20 protein-coding genes are annotated in these 20,023 nt (G+C 68.3%); 8 read left to right on the forward strand and 12 right to left on the reverse strand.

What is annotated here, in order from left to right; genetic code table 11:
* Window positions 1-36 precede the first annotated feature (36 nt).
* A complete protein-coding gene (locus G6N35_RS21590; protein WP_163807853.1) occupies window positions 37-828 on the forward strand; it encodes a crotonase/enoyl-CoA hydratase family protein in 792 nt (263 codons plus the stop codon).
* Window positions 829-831: 3 nt separating this feature from the next.
* On the opposite strand, the gene G6N35_RS21595 is transcribed toward G6N35_RS21590, so the two are convergent.
* Genes G6N35_RS21595 through G6N35_RS21605 form a run of 3 tightly spaced genes read right to left on the reverse strand, consistent with a single transcriptional unit; the run spans window position 832 to window position 3,972 of the window.
* Entirely contained in the window at window positions 832-1,893 is a 1,062-nt protein-coding gene (locus G6N35_RS21595) for an acyl-CoA dehydrogenase family protein (RefSeq protein WP_163806082.1), read from the reverse strand.
* Between the two features lie 31 nt (window positions 1,894-1,924).
* The gene (locus tag G6N35_RS21600) at window positions 1,925-3,124 is read right to left on the reverse strand and encodes an acyl-CoA dehydrogenase family protein (RefSeq protein WP_163806083.1); all 1,200 of its coding nucleotides are present in this window, start codon (window positions 3,122-3,124) and stop codon (window positions 1,925-1,927) included.
* A gap of 5 nt (window positions 3,125-3,129) precedes the next feature.
* The gene (locus G6N35_RS21605) at window positions 3,130-3,972 is read right to left on the reverse strand and encodes a PaaI family thioesterase (protein WP_246224455.1); all 843 of its coding nucleotides are present in this window, start codon (window positions 3,970-3,972) and stop codon (window positions 3,130-3,132) included.
* A 36-nt stretch (window positions 3,973-4,008) separates the two neighbouring features.
* Here G6N35_RS21605 and G6N35_RS21610 point away from each other — a divergent pair, with 36 nt between their 5' ends.
* Window positions 4,009-4,533 (forward strand): dihydrofolate reductase family protein, encoded by a 525-nt coding sequence (locus tag G6N35_RS21610; protein WP_163806084.1) that lies wholly within the window; start codon window positions 4,009-4,011, stop codon window positions 4,531-4,533.
* On the opposite strand, the gene G6N35_RS21615 is transcribed toward G6N35_RS21610, so the two are convergent.
* Window positions 4,523-5,098, reverse strand: coding sequence for a TetR/AcrR family transcriptional regulator (locus G6N35_RS21615; protein ID WP_163806085.1), 576 nt, complete (start codon window positions 5,096-5,098; stop codon window positions 4,523-4,525). The genes G6N35_RS21610 and G6N35_RS21615 overlap by 11 nt on opposite strands.
* Window positions 5,099-5,158: 60 nt before the next feature.
* Entirely contained in the window at window positions 5,159-5,296 is a 138-nt protein-coding gene (locus tag G6N35_RS26970) for a hypothetical protein (RefSeq protein ID WP_170313144.1), read from the reverse strand.
* A 257-nt stretch (window positions 5,297-5,553) separates the two neighbouring features.
* Here G6N35_RS26970 and G6N35_RS21620 point away from each other — a divergent pair, with 257 nt between their 5' ends.
* Both G6N35_RS21620 and G6N35_RS21625 read left to right on the forward strand, forming a co-directional pair.
* Window positions 5,554-7,389, forward strand: coding sequence for an acyl-CoA dehydrogenase (locus G6N35_RS21620; protein WP_163806086.1), 1,836 nt, complete (start codon window positions 5,554-5,556; stop codon window positions 7,387-7,389).
* Window positions 7,390-7,435: 46 nt separating this feature from the next.
* Window positions 7,436-7,894 carry a MaoC family dehydratase gene (locus G6N35_RS21625; protein ID WP_163806087.1) on the forward strand — a complete coding sequence of 153 codons (459 nt, stop codon included), beginning with the start codon at window positions 7,436-7,438 and terminating at the stop codon, window positions 7,892-7,894.
* Between the two features lie 185 nt (window positions 7,895-8,079).
* Here G6N35_RS21625 and G6N35_RS21630 read toward each other — a convergent pair whose 3' ends face one another.
* The gene (locus G6N35_RS21630; protein WP_163806088.1) at window positions 8,080-9,552 is read right to left on the reverse strand and encodes an aldehyde dehydrogenase; all 1,473 of its coding nucleotides are present in this window, start codon (window positions 9,550-9,552) and stop codon (window positions 8,080-8,082) included.
* Between the two features lie 41 nt (window positions 9,553-9,593).
* Window positions 9,594-10,373, reverse strand: a complete 780-nt coding sequence (locus G6N35_RS21635) for a class I SAM-dependent methyltransferase (RefSeq protein ID WP_163806089.1) — start codon at window positions 10,371-10,373, stop codon at window positions 9,594-9,596.
* Window positions 10,374-10,472: 99 nt separating this feature from the next.
* On the opposite strand from G6N35_RS21635, the gene G6N35_RS21640 reads away from it, so the two are divergent.
* The 3 genes from G6N35_RS21640 to G6N35_RS21650 are packed head-to-tail and all read left to right on the forward strand — an operon-like array spanning window position 10,473 to window position 12,542.
* Complete coding sequence (locus G6N35_RS21640) at window positions 10,473-11,630, forward strand: glycosyltransferase family 4 protein (protein ID WP_163806090.1); 1,158 nt, start codon at window positions 10,473-10,475, stop codon at window positions 11,628-11,630.
* 20 nt (window positions 11,631-11,650) lie between these two features.
* On the forward strand, window positions 11,651-12,040 hold the full coding sequence (locus G6N35_RS21645) for a DUF5313 domain-containing protein (RefSeq protein WP_163806091.1): 390 nt from the start codon (window positions 11,651-11,653) through the stop codon (window positions 12,038-12,040).
* Window positions 12,041-12,077: 37 nt separating this feature from the next.
* Window positions 12,078-12,542, forward strand: a complete 465-nt coding sequence (locus tag G6N35_RS21650) for a DUF1003 domain-containing protein (protein WP_163806092.1) — start codon at window positions 12,078-12,080, stop codon at window positions 12,540-12,542.
* On the opposite strand, the gene G6N35_RS21655 is transcribed toward G6N35_RS21650, so the two are convergent.
* Window positions 12,539-14,278 (reverse strand): MmpA family trehalose lipid delivery protein, encoded by a 1,740-nt coding sequence (locus tag G6N35_RS21655; RefSeq protein ID WP_179967405.1) that lies wholly within the window; start codon window positions 14,276-14,278, stop codon window positions 12,539-12,541. The two genes, G6N35_RS21650 and G6N35_RS21655, sit on opposite strands and share 4 nt — an antisense overlap.
* A gap of 7 nt (window positions 14,279-14,285) precedes the next feature.
* Window positions 14,286-15,482 carry a cell envelope lipid trafficking protein PgfA gene (locus G6N35_RS21660; protein WP_163806093.1) on the reverse strand — a complete coding sequence of 399 codons (1,197 nt, stop codon included), beginning with the start codon at window positions 15,480-15,482 and terminating at the stop codon, window positions 14,286-14,288.
* A 167-nt stretch (window positions 15,483-15,649) separates the two neighbouring features.
* Between G6N35_RS21660 and G6N35_RS21665 the strand changes: the two genes are divergently transcribed.
* Complete coding sequence (locus G6N35_RS21665; protein ID WP_163806094.1) at window positions 15,650-16,828, forward strand: acyltransferase family protein; 1,179 nt, start codon at window positions 15,650-15,652, stop codon at window positions 16,826-16,828.
* 3 nt (window positions 16,829-16,831) lie between these two features.
* Here the strand turns inward: G6N35_RS21665 and G6N35_RS21670 are convergent, their stop codons facing one another.
* From G6N35_RS21670 to G6N35_RS21680, 3 genes are read right to left on the reverse strand one after another with little or no spacing between them, the layout of a single operon-like run.
* The gene (locus tag G6N35_RS21670; RefSeq protein ID WP_246224457.1) at window positions 16,832-17,185 is read right to left on the reverse strand and encodes an STAS domain-containing protein; all 354 of its coding nucleotides are present in this window, start codon (window positions 17,183-17,185) and stop codon (window positions 16,832-16,834) included.
* 8 nt (window positions 17,186-17,193) lie between these two features.
* On the reverse strand, window positions 17,194-18,264 hold the full coding sequence (locus tag G6N35_RS21675) for a cobalamin B12-binding domain-containing protein (RefSeq protein ID WP_163806096.1): 1,071 nt from the start codon (window positions 18,262-18,264) through the stop codon (window positions 17,194-17,196).
* On the reverse strand, window positions 18,261-19,889 hold the full coding sequence (locus G6N35_RS21680; RefSeq protein WP_163806097.1) for a PP2C family protein-serine/threonine phosphatase: 1,629 nt from the start codon (window positions 19,887-19,889) through the stop codon (window positions 18,261-18,263). The genes G6N35_RS21675 and G6N35_RS21680 overlap by 4 nt, the downstream gene beginning before the upstream one ends.
* Between the last annotated feature and the right edge of the window lie 134 nt (window positions 19,890-20,023).

The following is a 20,023-nucleotide window of genomic DNA, read 5'->3' on the forward strand; positions in this document are numbered from 1 at the left end:
CGCCCTGAGTGCGACGCGTGAATCCCGCTGGTTACCATCAGCGGCATGAGCGATAACGCCATTACCGAAGAGCCCGCCGTCCTCGTAGAGCAGAGCGGCCGCATCCTGATCATCACCATCAACCGGCCGAAGGCCAAGAACGCCGTGAATGGTGCCGTGAGCAATGGTCTGGCGGCTGCCATGGACCAGCTCGACGACGATCCTGGGTTATCCGTGGGCATCGTCACCGGTGCCGGCGGTACGTTCTGCGCAGGCATGGACCTCAAGGCCTTCGTTCGCGGTGAGAATGTCGTGGCCGAGGGCCGCGGCCTGGGCTTCACCGAACGCCCCCCGGTCAAGCCACTGATCGCGGCTGTCGAGGGCTATGCGTTGGCCGGCGGCACCGAGCTCGCACTGGCCACCGACCTCATCGTCGCGGCCAACAACTCGGCCTTCGGCATTCCTGAGGTCAAGCGTGGACTGGTTGCCGGTGGCGGCGGTCTGCTGCGCCTGCCCCAGCGCATCCCCTACCAGATCGCCATGGAGTTGGCGTTGACCGGAGATAACCTGCCCGCCGAACGTGCTCACGAGCTGGGACTGGTCAACGTACTGGCCGAGCCGGGTCACGCGCTGGAAGCAGCGATCGCGCTCGCCGAGCGGATCACCGTCAACGGTCCGTTGGCGGTGGCCGTCACCAAGCAGATCATCACTGAGTCGCGGGGCTGGTCGCCCGAGGACCAGTGGAAGAATCAAGCCAAGCTCTTCGCGCCCGTGTTCGCCTCCAACGACGCCAAGGAAGGTGCGCTCGCGTTCGCCGAGAAGCGCACACCGAACTGGACCGGCAGCTGATCGCTAGCCGGCCCAGCCGCTGACCACCACGTCCCACGGATCGCCGTCCCGGGCTGCCGCCAGCGTTATCCGACCCAGTCGGCGGGCATAGGTTGCGGTATCACCGAATTCGTCGATCCAGCTGCGTGCCCGCATCGTGGCCAGCCATAGCCGATGCTCAATGGTGACGCCGATTGCTCCGTGCAGTTGGTGCGCCGCGGTGACGACGGTCGGGACGACGCGGCCCAGGACCACCTTGGCCACCGTCACCGCATACTCGGCCTGCGGGCTGTCGAACCCGTGCTGGGCGACGGCCGCGACCGCGAGTTCGGCTGCTGCACGTGCCCTTTCGACCTCACCGGCCATCGAGGCCAGGGCATGCTGCACCGACTGGAAGGCGCTCAGCGGCCGGCCGAACTGTTCGCGGTCACGGGTGTGGGTCACCGAGTTCTCGACCGCCGCGTCGAGCGCACCGAGGGCCTGTACGCAGCGCGCCCAGGCCCCGCGCCGCTCCAGTTCGGCCGCGGCGTCCACGGTCACGAAGTCGAGCTCGGGCACGGTCACGGTGTCGCGGGCTTCACCGCCGACATTGTGTCCTGCGGTGATGGTCAGTTCACCCGGGTGCGCGACGGCCACCCGCAGTGCTGAGCCGTCGCGCAATGCGAACACCACGGCGCCGGCCTCGGACGCGTACGGCACACCGGTGATCGCCGACACCCCGTGATCGCCCAGGGCGACGGTGAGCGGGCCGTCGCCGGGCACCGTCAGCCCGGCCGTAGCGGCCAGCCAGCCGGCGAGCACGTCGGTTTCGGCCACCGGCACCGTCACCGCGTGCCGCGCCAGGGCGCGCAGGACCAACGCGAGTTCCCTTGGGCTGCCGCCTGATTCGGGATCGCTGGTCAGGCGGGTCAGCCCCGCTTCCTCCAGGTGCCGCCAGGCGGTGGTGTCGAAGGCGTCGGGCAGCGACCGGTGGCCGATGCGTTCATCGAAACTGCGGGTGCCGATATCTTCGGCGAGCTGCCGCAGTTCAGCGAAATCGTCTGTGCTGTGCGATGTTGCGAACACCCCGCCGGTCAGAGCTTTCATCGGTGCCATCCGTTCTTCGCGCAAGCGCTCATCACCTCAACCCCATCCCTCGGGCCACGACGCCGCGCAGCACCTCGTTGGTCCCGCCCCGGAGGGTGAACAGTGGCGTGTGCAGTCGTGCGACGTCCAGCAGTGCTGCGACCTGATCGCGCCCCGGCACGCCCGAATCGACGTAGGAGAACAGGTCGGCGGCCAACTCCGCCGACTCCTGCTCGAATCGGGTGCCCAGGTCCTTGACCAGTGCCGCCTCGTTCACCGGGGCCTTACCTTCGGCCAGTTCGCGCGCCACCGACACCGACAGCTGACGCAGCGAGATGAGCCGAGCCACCAGATCACCGACGGCCGCCGCGGTGTGGTCGTCCACGTCGTCCTGGCTGGCCAGTACCCGGATCAGCGCGGTCAGCAGCGCTGCGGTGCTCAGGATCCGCTCGGGACCGCTGCGCTCGAACGACAACTCGGCGGTCACCTGATGCCAGCCGTTGCCGATCTCACCCAGCACGTTGTCGTCGTCGATGAACACCTCGTCGAAGGTCACCTCGTTGAAGTGGTGCTCGCCGGACATCAGCACGATTGGGCTGATGGTGATGCCGGACGGCAGGCAGGAGCGCAGCGACCCGGGGGTGGGTCGAGTGTCCGTCGGGACGATGAACTGGCTGAAACCGGCGTGCCGCCGCCCGGGGTCCACCGGGCTGGTGCGGGCCAGCACCACGATCTGGTGTGCCAGATGCGCGCCGCTGGTCCACACCTTGGTTCCGGACAACACCCAGCCCCCGTCGGTGCGGGTGGCCTTGGCGGCCGCCGCGGCCAGATCGGAGCCGGCCTGCGGTTCGCTCATCCCGATGGCCGAGAACAGCTTGCCCGCTGCGATTTTCGGTAGCAGCCGCCGACGCTGCTCTTCGGAGCCGTAGGCCAGCAGACCGGGCGCGACTTGCCGGTCGGCGATCCAGTGCGCGGCGACCGGGGCGCCTACGGCCAGCAGTTCCTCGGTGACCACGTAGCGGTGCAGATGGCTCAGGCCCTGGCCACCGTACTCACGGGGGATGGTCAGGCCCAGGAATCCGGCTGCACCGAGCCGCGCGCTGAACGGCTCATCCCAGCTGGACAGCCACGTGTCGACCGCTGGCTGCCAACCGAATTCGGCCCGGTCCGCGTCCAGGAAGGACCGGATCGAGGCCCGCAGCCGGGCCAGCTCGGGCTCATTGGCGCACAGCGCCGCGAAGTCGTCGGTCATGATGCTCACCGGTATCCCGTCACCCGCGCCATGATTGCGGTCTTTCCGTCGTCGCCGATCGCCAGTGCGTCGCCGACTGCCGAGTTCCGGCCGACCCGCACGGCCCTTCCTTCATAGCGTGAATGCTCACCGGCGAACAGCGGTCGCAGGAAGTTCACCCGCAATGAGGCGGTGCGCAGCGGGTCGTGCTGGCCGGCGTTGATCGCGGCCGAGGCCACCAGTTCCAGGCCGGCACTGCTGACGCCGCCGTGGACGATCCCGATCAGGTTGTTGACGATCGGGTCGGCGCGCTGAGCCAACGTGTACGGCTCGGCAGTGGTCGGCACCGGCTGCACCGACATGAGATCGGCCAGACTGGTCTGCGGTGAGCGGTTCAGCGGGTCCCGTCCCCTGGGCACCGGGCCGTCGGGGCCGCCGCTGATCACGACGGTCCGGACCGTACCGGTGCCGATGGTGACGTCGCCGTGGGTCAGCGTGCAGATCGCCAGCAGGGTGGCGCGGAGCGGACCGATGGGCCGACTGCTGGCGACCACCTGCTGGTCCGGGTCCGCCAGGATGCGGTCTATTCCGTCCGGGCTCAAGTCGATGGTGAGTTCACTGGACACGGTCCACTGCCCGGCCCCGCGACGGAAGTAATTCGCCCGCCCACCCACGTCGTCGACCAGGATCGCCAGCGCGGCGATCGTCGGCTCCCCGGTGAACGGGTTGACCATGCCGCCGATCGGCATCGCCGCCGTGATGGTGGCGGCAGCCTGGTCCTCCTGCAGCGTGGTGATGGCGAACCTGGTCAGGACGCTTTCCGGAGTTTCGGGATCCTGCCCTGCGACATGCTGTTGCGACGTCGTCACACCTGTATTCCAACACGTCGGCCATAGGCTCGAGACATGGCCACCGTCTACTTCACCGCTTCCAGCCTGGACGGCTTCATCGTCGACGATCACCACAGCCTGGACTGGCTGACCTCGCGCGAGATCGACGTCGACGGCCCGTTCGGCTACCGGGCGTTCGAAACCGGGATCGGCGCTCTGGTGATGGGCTCGGCGACCTACGAATGGCTGCTGGCCAACCAGCCCGGACCCTGGATGTACAGCCAGCCGACCTGGGTGCTCACCCACCGACCGCAGATCATCGCCGAGGATCACCCGGTTCAGGTATTCAGTGGCGCACCAACCGATCTGCACCCGCGGCTCGTTGCGGCCGCAGGTGACAAGGACGTCTGGGTGGTCGGTGGTGGCGATGTCGCCGCGCAGTTCGTGGCTGCCGGGCTCGTCGACGAGATGATCGTCTCCTACGCGCCGTGCAGTCTGGGATCGGGGGCGCCGGTCCTGCCCATTCGGTCGGAATGGACGTTGGCCGAGACCGGTGTCAACGGTGACTTCGTCTGCGCGCGTTGGCAGTTCAGGAGTTAAGGCTCGGTACACCGAATTTTGTGACGAATTCCTTTGCCTTGATCAGGAATTCGATCTGAGTGGCTACCTCGTGCAGCGGTTGCAGGGTGCGCACCGAGCGGCACAGCACCACCGCGCCCTCCAACGCCGAAATGGTGGTGTCGGCTAGGGATGCGGCTTCAGTGTCGTCGAAACCCTCCCGGATGAACGCCTGTTTGGAGGCTTCGCGCCAGCGGCTGAAGATGTCACCGGCCAGTGCGGTGAGCTGCTGATCGTCCTCACCGGAGCCGACTGCCGCCGCCAAGACCGGGCATCCAGCCGAGTAGTCGCTGGCGATCAGCGCCTCTTCCCAGAGTTCGACGAATCGGGTCAGCAGGACCGTCGAGCTCTTGCCGGCCGCCTCGTCGATACTCGCGGTGATCTCGTTGCCCGCGTAGTCCAGCGCCTCGCGCAGGATCTGGCTGCGGCCCTCGGGAAAGTGGTGGTAGACCGAGCCGCGCGGGGCGCCGCTGCGGGCCAGTACTTCGTCGACCGTCACCCCGGCGGCGCCGTGCTCGCGGAGCACCTGTGCGGCGCTCATCAACATCTTGGTCCGCGTCGAACCCCTGGTTCGACGCGCGGTGTCCTCAGGTGCCTTTTCGGCCATTCAGGCCGCGGAGGACGGGCGGACCGAAGAACCCCGCCACGGCAGTGCGCGGACCCCGCGACCGAACAGCTGTCTGCGCTTGTCAGGGACGTGGCGAGTGAACCGGTGGCCGGCGATGTTGAGCTCGATCAGCCACATGTGGTTCTCCTCGGGCGGCAGGTCAGGGCCGGTGCCATAACTATGGTTATGACCATAAGATGAGAGTTTCGTAAGCGCAACTATTAATCTTCGTGCGCGAAAGTTGACCTCGAACGTGCAGCTCTGACCTGCAGGGATGAATCGAGTGTGAGGTATGTCTATGGTGTAGATCATAGTTCGGTTGGTCACCTCAACGCCCTGATCAGGCCACCTGAACGGGCTAGGCTCAGCTCAGCCGCAACGGGAGGCGCAAGCGCATGGGCCATTACAAGAGCAATGTCCGCGACCTCGAGTTCAACCTCTTCGAGCTGCTCGGCCTCGAGAAGGTGCTCGATGGTGCCGACTACGCAGACCTCGACGGCGACTCCGTGCGCCAGATGCTGGCCGAGGCGGCCCGCCTGGCCGAAGGTCCGGTGGCCGAGTCGTTCGCGGAGACCGACCGCCACCCGCCCACCTTCGATCCCGACGCGCATACGGTGGCCATCCCCGAGCCGTTCAAGAAGTCGCTCAAGGCGTGGCAGGACGGTGAGTGGTTCCGGGTCGGTCTTGACGAGCAGGTCGGCGGCGTCCCGGCCCCGGCGATGGTGAGTTGGGCCATCAACGAACTGGTGCTCGGCGCCAACCCGGCGGTGTTCATGTACCTGGCCGGCCCGATCATGGCCAACATCCTCTTCCACATCGGCAACGACGAGCAGAAGCACTGGGCCCAGCTCGCGGTGGACCGCGGGTGGGCCGCCACCATGGTGCTCACCGAACCCGACGCTGGATCCGACGTCGGCGCGGGCCGGACGAAGGCGGTCGACGCCGGGGACGGCACCTGGCACATCGAGGGCGTCAAACGGTTCATCACCAGCGGCGACACCGATGATCTCTTCGAGAACATCATGCATCTGGTGCTGGCCCGACCCGAAGGAGCAGGACCGGGCACCAAGGGGCTCAGCCTGTTCTTCGTACCCAAGTTCCTGTTCGACCCGGAAACCGGTGAGCCGGGAGAACTCAACGGTGCCTTCGTCACCAACCTCGAACACAAGATGGGGCTCAAGGCGTCGGCCACCACCGAGATCAGTTTCGGCCTGCACGGCAAGCCGGCCATCGGATGGCTGGTCGGTGACGTCCACAACGGCATCGCCCAGATGTTCAAGGTCATCGAGTACGCGCGAATGTTCGTCGGTACCAAGGCTATTGCGACACTATCCACCGGCTATCTGAACGCCTTGGAATACGCCAAGTTCCGCGTCCAGGGCGCGGACATGACGCAGATGACCGACAAGGCCGCACCGCGGGTGACCATCGTGCACCACCCCGACGTACGTCGCGCCCTGATGACGCAGAAGGCCTACGCCGAAGGTCTGCGGGCGCTGTATCTCTACACTGCGGCCCATCAGGATCCGGCCGCTGCTGCGGTGGTCTCGGGTGCTGACGCGGAACTTGCCGAGCGGATCAACGACCTGTTCCTGCCCATCGTCAAGGGTGTCGGGTCCGAGCGGGCCTACCAGACGCTGACCGAATCGCTGCAGACGTTCGGCGGATCAGGGTTCCTGCAGGACTACCCGATCGAGCAGTACATCCGCGACGCCAAGATCGACTCACTCTACGAGGGCACCACCGCGATCCAGGCCCAGGACTTCTTCTTCCGCAAGATCGCCCGCGATCAGGGGGTGGCACTGACTCATGTCGTCACGCAGATCGAGACGTTCATCGACAGCCCGGACGCCCGGCCGGAACTCGCCGGTGCCCGCGCCCTGCTGGCCGACGCACTCGACAATCTGCGGGCCATGGTCGCCACTCTCACCGGCTATCTGTTCGGTGCCCAGCAGGATGCCCGCGAGCTGTACCGGGTCGGCCTGGATTCGGTGCCGTTCCTGCTCGCTGTCGGCGATGTGATGATCGGCTGGCTTCTGCTGCGGCAAGCCGAGATCGCCCTGGGTGCCCTCGACGGCGAGCCGGACCCCCGGGAGACGTCTTTCTATCGCGGCAAGGTCGCGGTGGCCACCTTCTTCGCCCGCAACGTGCTACCCCGCCTGGCCGCCGAGCGCCGCATCGCAGAAGGTGTCGACCTGGCCATCATGGACCTGGATGAGGCGGCGTTCTAGCTGTCGGCCAAGATGGCGGGGTAACCGGTGAGAAAGGGTTGACCCCATGCAGGTGATCACGTCCATCGACGGCGCCCAGGCGCTGGTCGGGCAGGAACTCGGCGTCAGCGAGTGGTTCCAGATCGACCAGAAGCGCATCAACGACTTCGCCGACGCCACCGGTGATCATCAGTGGATCCACGTCGACATCGAGCGCGCCAAGGCTGAAAGTCCATATGGTGCACCGATTGCGCACGGCTTCCTCACCCTGTCGCTGGTTCCGGCGCTGTCCAAGGACAACTTCCGCCTCGAGAACGCCAAGATGGCCATCAACTACGGGCTCAACAAGGTCCGTTTCGTGGCGGCCGTGCCGGTCGACAGCCGGGTGCGGGTGCGCTCCGAGCTGGCCGGCGCCGACAAGGTCGACGACAACACCGTCAACCTCACCGTGAAGCACACCATCGAGATCGACGGTGTGGACAAGCCGGCCGCGGTCGCCGAGATGATCGTGCGCGCCCTGTTCTAGCCCCGCCCGCCACGATGAGCGCCGTGGACAGCAGCATCGCCAGCTCGGGTTGGGCGATGGCTCGAGCGACTCGGCGGGCGCGATCTGTGATACCCATGCCCGCTGAGTGTCGGCACTCGGGTGAACCGTTACGGACACGAGAATGGCCCCCGCAGAGCGGGGGCCATTCCCGTTGTCTCGCCGGGCTATTCGGGCTGGTAGCCGAACGGCAGCAGCACGCTCTTGGCCTGGGTGTAGGCCTCGATGCCTTCGGGGCCGTTCTCCCGGCCGATGCCGGAGTTCTTGTAGCCGCCGAACGGTGAGCCCGGATCGAAGGCGTACATGTTGACCGCGTAGGTGCCGGTGCGGATCTGGGCGGCGATCTTCATCGCCTTGTCGTTGTCGGTGGTGTACACCGAGCCGGCCAGCCCGTAGACCGAGTCGTTGGCGATGCGCACCGCGTCCTCCTCGGTGTCGTACGGGATCACCGCCAGCACCGGCCCGAAGATCTCCTCCTGGGCGATGGTCATCGCGTTGTCCACGTCGGCGAAGACGGTGGGCTGCACGAACCAGCCGTTGTCCAGGCCATCCGGCCGGCCGCCGCCGGTGACCAGCCGTGCACCTTCCTCGACACCCTTCTTGATATAGCCCTCGACCCGCTCGCGCTGCTTCTCGCTGATCAGCGGGCCGATCATGGCCCCCGGGTTGTCGGGCAATCCGATCGGCATGGCTGCGACTGCGCCGGAGAGCTTTTCGACGACCTCGTCGTAGCGCGAGCGCGGCGCCAGGATGCGGGTCTGGCCCACACAGGCCTGCCCGCAGTTCATCAGTCCGGAGAACACCAGCATCGGCAGCGTCGAATCCAGGTCGGCGTCCTCGAGGATGATCGCGGCCGACTTGCCGCCCAGCTCCAAGGTGCACGGCTTGAGCCGCTCGGCGGCGATCTTGGCGATCTCCTTGCCGACGCCGCTGGAGCCGGTGAAGGTGAACTTGTCGATCTCCGGGTTGGCGGTCAGCGCACGACCGGTCTCGGGGCCACCGGGTACCACCGAGAGCACACCCTCCGGCAGGCCGGCTTCGGCGAAGACGTCGGCCATGGCGAACAGCGACAGCGGGGTCTCGGCGGCGGGCTTGACGACGATCGTGCAGCCGGCCAGCAGAGCCGGGCCGAGCTTGTTGGCGGCCAGGAAGAACGGCACGTTCCACGCGGTCACCGCAGCGACGACGCCGATCGGCTCGCGTACCACCATCGTGGTGCCGTACACCCCGTCGCGGAAATCGCGCCAGGTGAACTTGTCGGCAGCACCCGCGAAGTACTGGAACGACGACATCGCCGCGCCGTACTGCATCATGTCGACGATGGTCGGCGGCTGGCCGGTCTCGGCGGCCAGCAGGAACTTGAACTCCTCGGCGCGCTCTTCGAGGATCTTGACGGCGCGGGCCAGGATCTCGCCGCGCTCAGCGGGCGACAGCTGCGGCCACGGGCCCTCGTCGAAGGCCTTGCGGGCGGCGGCGCAGGCGGCGTCGACATCGGCCTTGGCGGCCAGCGGCACCTTGCCGACCAGCTCGCCGGTGGCGGGGGAGTGCACTTCGATGACGTCGGCGGTGGCGGGCTCGACCCACTTGCCGCCGATAAACAGCTTGTCCCATTCGGTTTTGAACGCGGTGCTCTGTGTCATACCCGTCACACTACCGACTGAAGACAAAAACTAGAACCTGTTCACTTGGGCGGATGTGACGGCTGTAGCACCAGCACCAGATTGCTCACCAGGAACTCGCGCACACCGGGCATCGACGTCAGTTTCCAGGCCCATCGTGGGTGGTAGCGCGGAAATGCGGCGACCAGAGCCCCGGTGCCCGCCGCCCAGCGCAGGCCGTCGGCGGCAGAGACGGCGAAAAGTGACGATCCGTAGTTGTTCTTCGGTGGGTGGCCGTGTTTCCGGGTATAGCGGGCGGCCGCGCGGTGGCCGCCCAGGTAGTGCGTCAGGCCCATCTCGTGACCGCCGAACGGGCCCAGCCACACCGTGTAGGACAGGATCGCCAGCCCGCCCGGGCGGGTGACGCGCAACATCTCGGCACCCAGCTGCCACGGGCGGGCCACGTGTTCGGCGACATTCGACGACAGACAGACCTCGACGCTGCCGTCGGCGAACGGCAGTGCCATCCCCGAGGCCCGCACGAAGGCCCCGGGGCTGCTGCGCCGCACATGATCGGCGGCGTGCATCTCCGACGGATCCGGTTCCACGCCGACGTAGTCCCAGCCCGCCCCACTGAACGCCGAGGCGAAGTACCCGGGACCACCGCCGACGTCGACGACCGTGCACCCGGCAGGACCGCTCGGGTGCCCCGCACACCACAGGTCGGTGACCATGGCCGCGGTATCGGCTGCTAGCGCCCCGTAGAAGCGGTCGGGGTCGGGCTGTTCGTGGCGGAACTCCGAGAGCAGCCGGACCGACCGCGCCAGCGTCGCTCGCCGGGCGAAGATGTCGGTGACGGCCACGGGCCCACCCTAGTCAGCTCGACATTCACGTTTCGCCGGGAAAGTACGAGTGCAGAGCTGCACTAAGTGAAACTCGACGGGCGGACTACGCTGAGCTCGATGTCTGCCACCGTCCGTTCCGTGCTGCTGCTGTGCTGGCGCGACACCGGCCACCCGCAGGGTGGCGGCAGTGAGACGTACGTGCAGCGCATCGGCACAGCGCTGGCACAGTCCGGCATCGACGTCACCCTGCGCACCGCCCGCTACCCCGGGGCGCCGCGCCACGAGGTCGTCGACGGCGTGCGCATCAGCCGCGGCGGCGGTCCCTACACCGTCTACATCTGGGCCGGCCTGGCGATGGTGCTGGCGCGGGTCGGCCTCGGCCCGCTGCGCCGGGTACGCCCCGACGTCGTCATCGACACCCAGAACGGAATCCCCTTCCTGGCCCGGCTGGCGTTCGGCCGCCGGGTGGCCGTCCTGGTCCACCACTGCCACCGCGAACAGTGGCCGGTCGCAGGCCGGGTGCTGGGGAAGCTGGGCTGGCTGGTCGAGTCCTGGCTGTCGCCGCGCATGCACCGGCGCAACCAGTACGTCACGGTGTCGCTGCCGTCGGCCCGCGATCTGACCGATCTCGGTGTCGACGCCCGCCAGATCGCCGTGGTGCGCAACGGGCTGGACGAGGCGCCCGCGCACACCCTGGCCGGTGAGCGCTCGGCCACCCCCCGGGTGGTGGTGCTGTCCCGGCTGGTGCCGCACAAGCAGATCGAAGACGCCCTGGATGCGGTGGCCAGCCTGCGCGTTCGCGTGGCCGGCCTGCACCTCGATGTCGTCGGCGGCGGCTGGTGGCACGACCGGCTGGTCGAGCGGGCTGCCCGACTGGGTATCGCCGATGCCGTGACGTTCCACGGTCACGTGGACGACGCGGTCAAACACGCTGTGGTGCAACAGTCCTGGGTTCACGTTCTGCCGTCGCGCAAGGAGGGCTGGGGCCTGGCTGTCATCGAGGCCGCCCAGCATGCGGTGCCGACGATCGGCTACCGATCCTCGGGTGGGCTCACCGATTCGGTGATCGACGGGGTCACCGGTCTGCTGGTCGACGACCGAGAAGAACTGGTGGACGGCCTCGAGCGGTTGCTCACCGACCGGGTTCTGCGCGAGGAACTCGGCGCCAAGGCCCAGGCCCGTAGCCGGGAGTTCTCATGGCAGCAGAGTGCGGTTGCCATGCGAAATGTGTTGGAGTCCGTGCACTCCGGAACCCGCGTCAGCGGCGTGATCTAGAACGGCGTGATCAAGCAACCATGACCGGCAACACCCGCCCCAACCCGCTGCAGTACATCGCCTACTGCTATGGCAAGCAGCTCCCCGCAGCCATGAACGACTGGGTGCGCAACGACCTGACCGGCAAGGGCGCCCGCCGCCGGACGCTGTTACGCGTCGCGATCCCGGGCCTGCTGCTCGTCTCGCCGCTGTGGCTCGTCCCCACGACAACCCCCATGCACCTGGCGATGTCGTCGCTGCTGTTCCTGCCGTTCCTCTACTTCGCCCATGCCCTGGACAAGATCTGGCGCACCTACCGGCTGCGCCAGCACAACCTCGATCCGGGGCTCATCGACGCCCTGGCCCGCGAGCGAGACGCCCACATCCATGACTCCTACCGCGAGCGTTACGGGCCGCGCGCCCAGGATTGACAGCTCTTTCACGGGGTCGCCGTGTGATGATCCGCGGATGTCGAAAATCTACGAGTACGTCCGCCACCCTCGTGCGGCCGAACTGCGTGCCAGAAAGCCGTTGACCAGCGACGAGATTCGCGGTGTCGACCATCAGAACTGGCTGGTCCGGTTCAACGCCAAGTTCGGTCTCAAGATCACGGTGGTGGTCGGCACGATGTGGACGGCCTATCTATTCACCGTGCTGGCCCTGGTCGCGCTGCCCGACGCGATCAAGCAGGGCACCTACTTCATCGTCGTGTGGCTCTCGAGCAGTTTCCTGCAACTGGTTCTGCTGCCGATCATCATCGTCGGGCAGAACATCCAGGCCAAGGCCGCCGACACCCGCGCGGACGAGACCTACAAGGACGCCGAGGCGGTTCTCAAGGAGGCGTCGATGATCCAGGACCACCTCACCAAGCAGGACGAGCTGATCACCCACATCCTCGATCAGCTCAAGCCGCTGATCGCCAAACAGGGCTAGCCGCAGGCATTGTGGCCCGCCGGTGCTGGCCGTCGGCGTCGGAGGGCGGCGACCGCCAGCGCGCAACCGCTGGTCGTCAGCAGCGCCATCCAGGCCAGGTGCACAGCGATCTGGATCTGCCGTTTGCCTTGTGTGGCAACAGGACTCGTTCCACCAACGTGGTACAGCGTGAGGTCGTCGTCGCGGTAGGTCACCGGAAGGCCGCGCAGTGTCTGCTCGGCGTCGCCGGTGTCCCCGGCGGTGCCTTCCTCGATCACCACCCAGCGGACCCCGGCCTCGGCGAGTTCGGACGGGCCGGCCCCAGCCAGCAGCGTGCGTTGGATGTCCCTGGCACGCGCACCCTCGCCGAGTACGGTCTGCCCCGAGATGGTCAGATCGCCGGTGGTCAGCACCTCGGGTCGGAGCCAGCGCGGCATCGGGTCGAGCACCGGCGCGGGCCCGGACCAGCCGAACCGGCGCATGGTGTCGGCGGGCAGCACCACGACCGCACCGGGGTCAGCGTTGATCGCCGAGGCCACCGCAGACCATCCGCGCGGATAGTGCGCGGGTGCCACCTTGCCGCCCACGCCCCAGGCCAGATCCGGCAGCACCGCGATCAACGCGATGACGGCGATCAGCGCGGCCAGGGCCGGCCGCAGCCACACTCGCGCGGTGACCGTCGCTGCGGCACCGGCGATCGCGTAGCCCGGCATGGCCAGCGCCACCCACTTCTGCCCATCGCGCAGCACACCCAGACCCGGTGCGGTGTCGACGACCGTCCGCAGCACCGCCAGGCCCGGGCCGGTCGCGGCCAGGGCCGGGGCGAGGACGCCGACCGCCGCGAGCACCAGCAGGGGTACGGCGACGGGGCGCCGGATCACCCTCGGCAGCCCGAGCGCCACCACGGTCACCAGCACCGCGGTGCCCAGCAGTGCCACGAGCGTTGTGCGGGAGGTGGGTACGGCTTCGGCGTTCCAGATGCCGCCCAGGCCGACGAGGCTGCCCAAGGTTCCCAGCCCGGGCTCGGCGCGGGCGGCGAACGCCGTCAGCCCCGCCGCTGGGGTGGAGCCCAGGGCGCCACCGAGTGCCGATGCGGTCAACCACGGCAAGGCTGTGGTGAGTGCCGCGGCCAGAATCCCGGCGGCGCAGCGCGGCCGGGACACCCCGCCGCCCGGCACTGCGACGCAGACACCGGCGACCACTGCCGCCAGGATCAGTCCCGTCGGGGTGAGACCGGCCACGGCGATCCAGAACGCCGAGGCAGCCCACGCCGGCCATCGGGGCCGCGTCCCGGTCCGCAACCGGATCACCGCCGTGGCGACCCATGGCAGGCATCCGTAGCCGACCAGCAGACTCCAATGCCCCTGCAGCAACCGTTCGGCCACGTAGGGGTTCCACACGGCCAGCGTCGCGGCCACCAGCTGACCGGCAAGCCCCGATTCTCCGACCACCTGTGCAGCCAGCCTGCCTGCACCGCAGCCGGCCAGGAACAGACCCGCCACCAGCAGGGCTTTGACCACCACGCCGCCGTCGATCACCGAGGACAGGACGGCCACCAGGAAATCCTGTGGCAACGCGCGCGGGGCAGCCTCGGACAACCCGAGGGCGGCGTCGGAGAGGTAGGACCGCGGTGTGGACACCGCATCGCGCAGCAGCAGATAACCCGGCGCCAGCAGCGGCGCCGTCACCGCGACGGCCAGTGCCAGGGCATATCCCGGCAGCACCCACCGGACTGCCCGGCGGCGTGCCTGGGTCATGCGATGCTCACCGGTCCGGCGGAGACTCCAGATCGGGTCGCGCCGCGGGCATCTTCTCGGTCGCCGCCTCGGCGGCGGGCATCGGACCGGTCTCGTCCTTACCGAAGAAGCCGTGATCGGCGGTGTCCAGACCCGGATCGATCAGAGCCGCCTCGGCGCGCACGCTGAACATGCCCAGCAGGGCGCCACCGATCAGGGCGACCAGACCGGCCGCGGTGAAGCTGATGGGCAGCACTCGCGACCACAGCCCGACCCGATCCCGCTCGTCCCGCGCGGCGGCCACCTGATCTTCGATGGTCTGCTCGGTGGTGGTGACCTTGTAGTCGGCCAGCGCCATCTCCGGCTTGAGCGGGTCACGGGCGTAGTAGTGGTTGGCGTGCTCGGTGGCCTTGACGATGGTGCCGGTCACCGGGTCCACCCAGAACGTGCGCTGCGCGGCGTAGTAGCGGGTCATGGTCACCGGGTCGTCCGGCGGTCCGGGCAGACCCCACAGCGACGCCCGCGCGGTCACCTGGCCCTCTTCGTCGTTGTCGTAGAGCGAGGCGTACTTGATCGGCTCGACCAGCTTGCCGTCCGCGTCGTAGCCGACGTTCTGGGTGAACCGGTAGGTCGTCAGCCCGTTGACGTCGTCTTCGCCGTCGTAGTTGGCGTCGAACGCCTTCTGCGCGATCGGATCGAAGTACGGGTAGGTCTTCTTTTCGGTGTTGAACGGGAAGCGATAGGACAGGCCGTCGTGCGGCAACGCGATGTTGGTCGCCGGCTTGTCGTCCTCGATGCTCCGCGGCTTCTGCACCGAACCACCCGGGTGGGTGTCGTCGGAGACCGCCAGCGCTGTGCTGCGGTTGAGCGTCACGGTGTCCACCATGGCCAGCAGCAGACCGTTGTCCTGCTGCTTGTCGCTGCGCCGCACGCTGGTGCCGACCTGGAAGGTCACCACGTCGGCGTTGGCGGGCGACTCGACGGTGATCTGCCGTTGGGACACCAGTGGGACGTTCTTGTCGATGATGAACCGCTCGCCGGACAGGGAGGCGGGGTCCAGTGCCGTGCCGGTGCCGTCGCTGACCAGCGACTCGTCGATGTTCAGCGGGATTTTCTGGATCTTGCCGGAGGTGTAGGTCGACAACAGCAGGGCGGCGATCAGAAGGGCGGCTCCGAGCCCGATGATGCCGTACGCCGCGATACGCAACATGCCTGCGCGATTCACGCTGCCGTGGCCTCCTTCTCCCGTCGGGTTCCGCACCGCCGAAACGGCGAGGCAAACCGGTCTGACCCTAACAGCAGATGCCGAGGCACCGGCCAATGAGGAGGTCACGCCGCAGCCACGGTGTACCCACTTTCGCCCGGCGGCCCCACACCGGCAGACTGGCGGACATGGAACAGGTGGCCGAGCGGGTCGGCGGCACTCGCGGCTTCCTGCCCGCCGTGGAAGGGATGCGCGCCTGCGCGGCCATGGGCGTGGTGCTCACCCACGTCGCCTTCCAGACCGGAACCTCCAGCGGAGTGCTGGGCCGGTTGCTGCACCGATTCGACCTCGCCGTCGCGGTCTTCTTCGCGCTGTCGGGCTTCCTGCTGTGGCGCGGGCACGCCGCGGCGGCGCGTGGACTGCGGCACCGCCCGGTCACCAGCCACTACCTGCGGTCCCGGCTGGTGCGCATCATGCCCGGCTACCTGGTGGCCGTCATCGTCATCCTCACGCTGCTCCCGGAGGCCAACCACGCCAGCTGGACGGTGTGGTGGGCCAATCTGACGCTCACCCAGGTGTATGTGCCGCTGACCCTGACCGCCGGGCTCACCCAGATGTGGAGTCTGTCGGTCGAGGTGAGCTTCTACCTCGCGCTGCCACTGCTGGCCTTCCTGGCGCGCCGGCTGCCGGTGCGGGCCCGGGTGCCGGTGATTGCCGCGGTGGCCGTGGCCAGCCTCGGCTGGGGGCTGCTGCCGATCCACACCGCCCAGGGCGTCAACTTTCTCAACTGGCCGCCGGCGTACGCCTCCTGGTTCGCTGCCGGCATGCTGCTGGCCGAGTGGACGGTCAGCCCGCTGGGCTGGGCACACAAGGTGGCCCGAAACCGGTGGGCGATCACGGCGATCGCGGTGACCGCTTATCTGCTCTCGGCCTCGCCGCTGGCGGGTCCCGAAGATCTGGTCCCGGCGACGCTGGGCCAGTTCGTCACGAGGACCTCGTTGGGCGCGGTGGTGGCCTGGGCGCTGCTGGCGCCGCTGGTGCTCGACCGGCCCGACACCGCGCACCCGATTCTGGGGAGCAGGGTGATGGTGACCCTCGGGCGGTGGTCCTACGGACTGTTCGTCTGGCACCTGGCCGCACTGGTGATGGTGTTCCCGATGGTCGGCAAGTTCATGTTCAACGGCAACCTGATCGTCGTGCTCGTACTCACCCTGGTCTTCGGTTTCGCGATGGCGGCGGTGAGCTACGCGCTCATCGAGTCGCCATGCCGTAATGCATTGCGGCGCTGGGAATATCGGCGCAAGGCGCCGGTGCCGCCGTTGGACAGCTCGGTCAGCGATACCCCGGAGCCGGTGATCGCGAGGTAGCGCTCAGCCCACCGTCTCGTCCTGGTTGCCGTCGGCCCTGGGCTCGGGCTGCGCACTCGCGGCGGCGGCGAAGTGTTCGCGCAGACCGGTGACGTCCAGGATGCGCTCCAGTTGGCGCGTCGTGCGATCCAGGTGCAGCCGCACCCGGGATTCGGTACAGCGACGCTCGATGAGGACCAGGGTGGCCAGGCCCGCGGAGTCACACAGCGTGAGGTCTGCGAAATCCAGGTGTAGGTGACCCAGGCTGTCGTTCTCGCGCAGCACCTGGGACGCGGTGGCCAGAAGCTGCGGCGCGGCAACGAAATCCAGCTCGCCGGCGACGATCAGTCGCGCTGAATGGGGGGTATCGAGTGTCACGGTCAGATTCATGGCATCGGTGCGGGGTCGGTGGCCGGTCTGGCCGGTTCGGTGGAAAGGGCGGCAAGGGCACAGTCCAGGATGCGGATGGCACGCGGGAAGTCCTGGAGGTGGCGACTGATGATCTCCAGGCTTGGCTGGATCGACGTTTGGCCGACACCGCGCGCCGCAAGGATTTCGGCGGTCCAGGTGATGAAGCCGGTGAACAACGCGTCGTCATCGACGTAGAGTGCCGCGCTCAGGAAGTCGACGATGTGCGCGATCTCCTCGAGGATCCGTTCGCGCTCCAGCTCGCTGTATCCACCGACCGCGGGCAGCTGCTGTTGCAGGTCTGCGATGGTGTGGGCCACCAGCTGGGCGGCCATCGCGCTGACCATCGTGTACTCCTGGTCGGCCAGGTGGCCCAGCTCCTGCCCGCACTGCGGGTCGGGGAAACGCTTAGCCGGGGGCAGTCCGCGGGCCAGCGTCTCGGCGGCCGAGCGTGCGTCGGGTGCCCACGCGTCGGCGCCCAACTGGTAGGCGTACCGACCCTCGGGTCCGAAGGCGGCTCCGCCGGCCAGCACCGACACACCGGCCGCCTGACAGGCGGTGATCGCGGCGTGCGCGACGGGCAGTCGGCTCGGGATCATGCACGACAATGCGATTGCGTCCGGCCCGTGTCGGTGCACGTGGGCGATGAGGCTCTGGGTGGGGACGTGGGCGCCGAGGAAGTCCACCTGCCACCCACGTAACCGCAGCACCTCGGTGAGCAGCCGGGCCGGCAGGGCGTGCCACTCGCCGTCGACACACGCCACCACGACCCGGCCCGCCTGCCCGGCACCGCGGACGGACGGATGCCGTGACAGGGCGGCGATCACCCGGTCGTTGATCGCCGTCGCGCAATGCTCCTCGGTCACCGAGATCCGGTTGGCGGCCCATTCCGTACCGATCCGGTACTGCACCGGCGCGATCACCTCCAGCAGCACCCCCTCCAGGCCCATCCCGCCATCCACGGCATCGAAAACCGTTGCGATGGCGGCATATTCGTCACCGGCCAGGACGGCATCCCAGAGCCGGGCACGTGCGCAGGTCACCGTCATGCGGTGTATCGCCCCGCGGTGTGGCCGTTGACGGCGGACAGGTGATTGCGCCGCGGCGCGGTGATCGCCACGGCGGCGATGTCGTCGTGCGGCTTGCGGTCCACCCAGTCGGCGGTGAGCATCATGATGCGCTCCACGACCGCTTCGGCGGGCATCCCGGCGCACCGGGCGAAGGCCGCCGCCAGCCGTTCCTCCCCGAACTGCTCGGTGCCCAGCGGTCCGCCGCGGGCCTCGGTCACCCCGTCGGTATAGAGCAGGCAGGTTTCACCCGGCGCCAGCCAGGTGTCGAACGAGCGGGCCCGGAACATCGGCAGCGCACCGATCAGCATGCCCCGGGTGTCGGCGGTCTCGACGGTGCCGTCGGCCCGGGCGATCAGCGGCGCGGGGTGGCCCGCACAGGTCAACCGAAGCCGCAGCTGACCGTCCCGGTCGGAGATGGAGGCCAGCACCAACGTGGCGAAGCGGCTGTTGTCCGGGGACAGCAGCGCATTGTTGAGCAGCTTCAGCACCTCTTCGTGGTGCTCAGCCAGCGGCGCCAGCGCCTGCAGCGTGTTGCGGATCTTGCCGGTCAGCACCGCGGCTTCCAAACCCTTGCCGCACACGTCACCCAGTACGACGAGGGTCTCCTCGTCCGGTGTGGGGGACGGATGCACGTCGTAGAAGTCGCCGCCGATCAGCTGATGGTCGTCGGAAGCCCGATACCGCCCGGCCAGCTCGAACCCGTGCATCCGGTGTAGCTGTGGCGGCAGCAGCTCGCGCAGCAGGGTGCTGGTGATCGCCGACTGCTCGGCGTAGAGGCGCGCGGCGGCCAGCGCGGCACCGGCGCGGGCGGCGAACAGCCGGGCCAGGATCTCCTCGCCCTCGCTGAACGCCATGTGGGTGGTGCGGCGCAGCAGCACCAGCGCTCCGGCCGGGATCCCGTGACCGGGCAGCGGCGTGATCACCACCGAGCCCACCGACCCTTGGAAGCCATCAGGAATCAGCCAGGCCGGCAGCGTCGAGGGATCGATCCAGCGCGAGGGCACCGGCGGGAAGCCGCGCAGGGCCTCGCTGAGTCCCGAGATCTGGGCCGGGTCTTCGGCGATGTGGCGTTGGGTCACCGCGCCGTCGGCATCGCTGCCGAAGACGGGCAGCGCGCCGCCGAAGCGGGGTCCTACGACCACGGCGGCGTCGGCGAGGTGACGGGCCGCCATCCGCGCGGTGGCCTCCATGCACCTGTCGACGTTGAGCGACACCGTCAGTACCGCGGACGCCTCGTCGAGGAAGGCGGCGTGCCTGCGCTCGCGGTGCAGGGCATCCTGCACCAGCTGCAGCGACCGGTCGGTGTCGCCGATCAGCCACCACGCCACCCGGCCGTCGGGCAGCGTCGTCGGCTGGACGTGGAAGTCCCGGCCGCCGAGCTGGCCGGTCACCACTTCCGAACGGCTCAGGCAGGCATCGGCCAACCACGCCGGGACCGCGCCGTCGAGCTGTCCACCGACGGTCACCTCGGGCAGTACCGCGTGGGCTGGCGTGCTGAGCGCGCGCACAACCCCGTCGTCATCGACGACGAAGACGGGGTGCGGGACCGCCCCCCAGTCCTGGGTGATTGACGTACCCACCCCGGGCGGCGTTTCGTTTCTCATCCCGGCCTCCGACTGACGTGAACCACCGGTCGGCTCGCGCGGGCGCGACAGAGCGGAAGTAGATTGATTCCTCGACGGTAGCTGCCTTCGCGGTCGAGACGTTATTGCGGGCAGCAAACGTAATATTTGGACCT

Origin of the sequence: Mycolicibacterium anyangense, assembly GCF_010731855.1 — a bacterium.
Taxonomy (GTDB): Bacteria; Actinomycetota; Actinomycetes; order Mycobacteriales; family Mycobacteriaceae; genus Mycobacterium; species Mycobacterium anyangense.

Bases quoted from the DNA above. Each gene is read 5' to 3' on its own strand.
- G6N35_RS21650 (WP_163806092.1), top strand. From the start codon at position 12,078: ATGTCGAAAATCTACGAGTACGTCCGCCACCCTCGTGCGGCCGAACTG.
- G6N35_RS21665 (WP_163806094.1), top strand. From the start codon at position 15,650: ATGGAACAGGTGGCCGAGCGGGTCGGCGGCACTCGCGGCTTCCTGCCC.
- G6N35_RS21620 (WP_163806086.1), top strand. From the start codon at position 5,554: ATGGGCCATTACAAGAGCAATGTCCGCGACCTCGAGTTCAACCTCTTC.
- G6N35_RS21655 (WP_179967405.1), bottom strand. From the start codon at position 14,278: ATGACCCAGGCACGCCGCCGGGCAGTCCGGTGGGTGCTGCCGGGATAT.
- G6N35_RS21645 (WP_163806091.1), top strand. From the start codon at position 11,651: ATGACCGGCAACACCCGCCCCAACCCGCTGCAGTACATCGCCTACTGC.
- G6N35_RS21625 (WP_163806087.1), top strand. From the start codon at position 7,436: ATGCAGGTGATCACGTCCATCGACGGCGCCCAGGCGCTGGTCGGGCAG.
- G6N35_RS26970 (WP_170313144.1), bottom strand. From the start codon at position 5,296: ATGTGGCTGATCGAGCTCAACATCGCCGGCCACCGGTTCACTCGCCAC.
- G6N35_RS21630 (WP_163806088.1), bottom strand. From the start codon at position 9,552: ATGACACAGAGCACCGCGTTCAAAACCGAATGGGACAAGCTGTTTATC.
- G6N35_RS21600 (WP_163806083.1), bottom strand. From the start codon at position 3,124: ATGACCGACGACTTCGCGGCGCTGTGCGCCAATGAGCCCGAGCTGGCC.
- G6N35_RS21680 (WP_163806097.1), bottom strand. From the start codon at position 19,889: ATGAGAAACGAAACGCCGCCCGGGGTGGGTACGTCAATCACCCAGGAC.
- G6N35_RS21615 (WP_163806085.1), bottom strand. From the start codon at position 5,098: ATGTTGATGAGCGCCGCACAGGTGCTCCGCGAGCACGGCGCCGCCGGG.
- G6N35_RS21595 (WP_163806082.1), bottom strand. From the start codon at position 1,893: ATGAAAGCTCTGACCGGCGGGGTGTTCGCAACATCGCACAGCACAGAC.
- G6N35_RS21640 (WP_163806090.1), top strand. From the start codon at position 10,473: ATGTCTGCCACCGTCCGTTCCGTGCTGCTGCTGTGCTGGCGCGACACC.
- G6N35_RS21675 (WP_163806096.1), bottom strand. From the start codon at position 18,264: ATGACGGTGACCTGCGCACGTGCCCGGCTCTGGGATGCCGTCCTGGCC.
- G6N35_RS21610 (WP_163806084.1), top strand. From the start codon at position 4,009: ATGGCCACCGTCTACTTCACCGCTTCCAGCCTGGACGGCTTCATCGTC.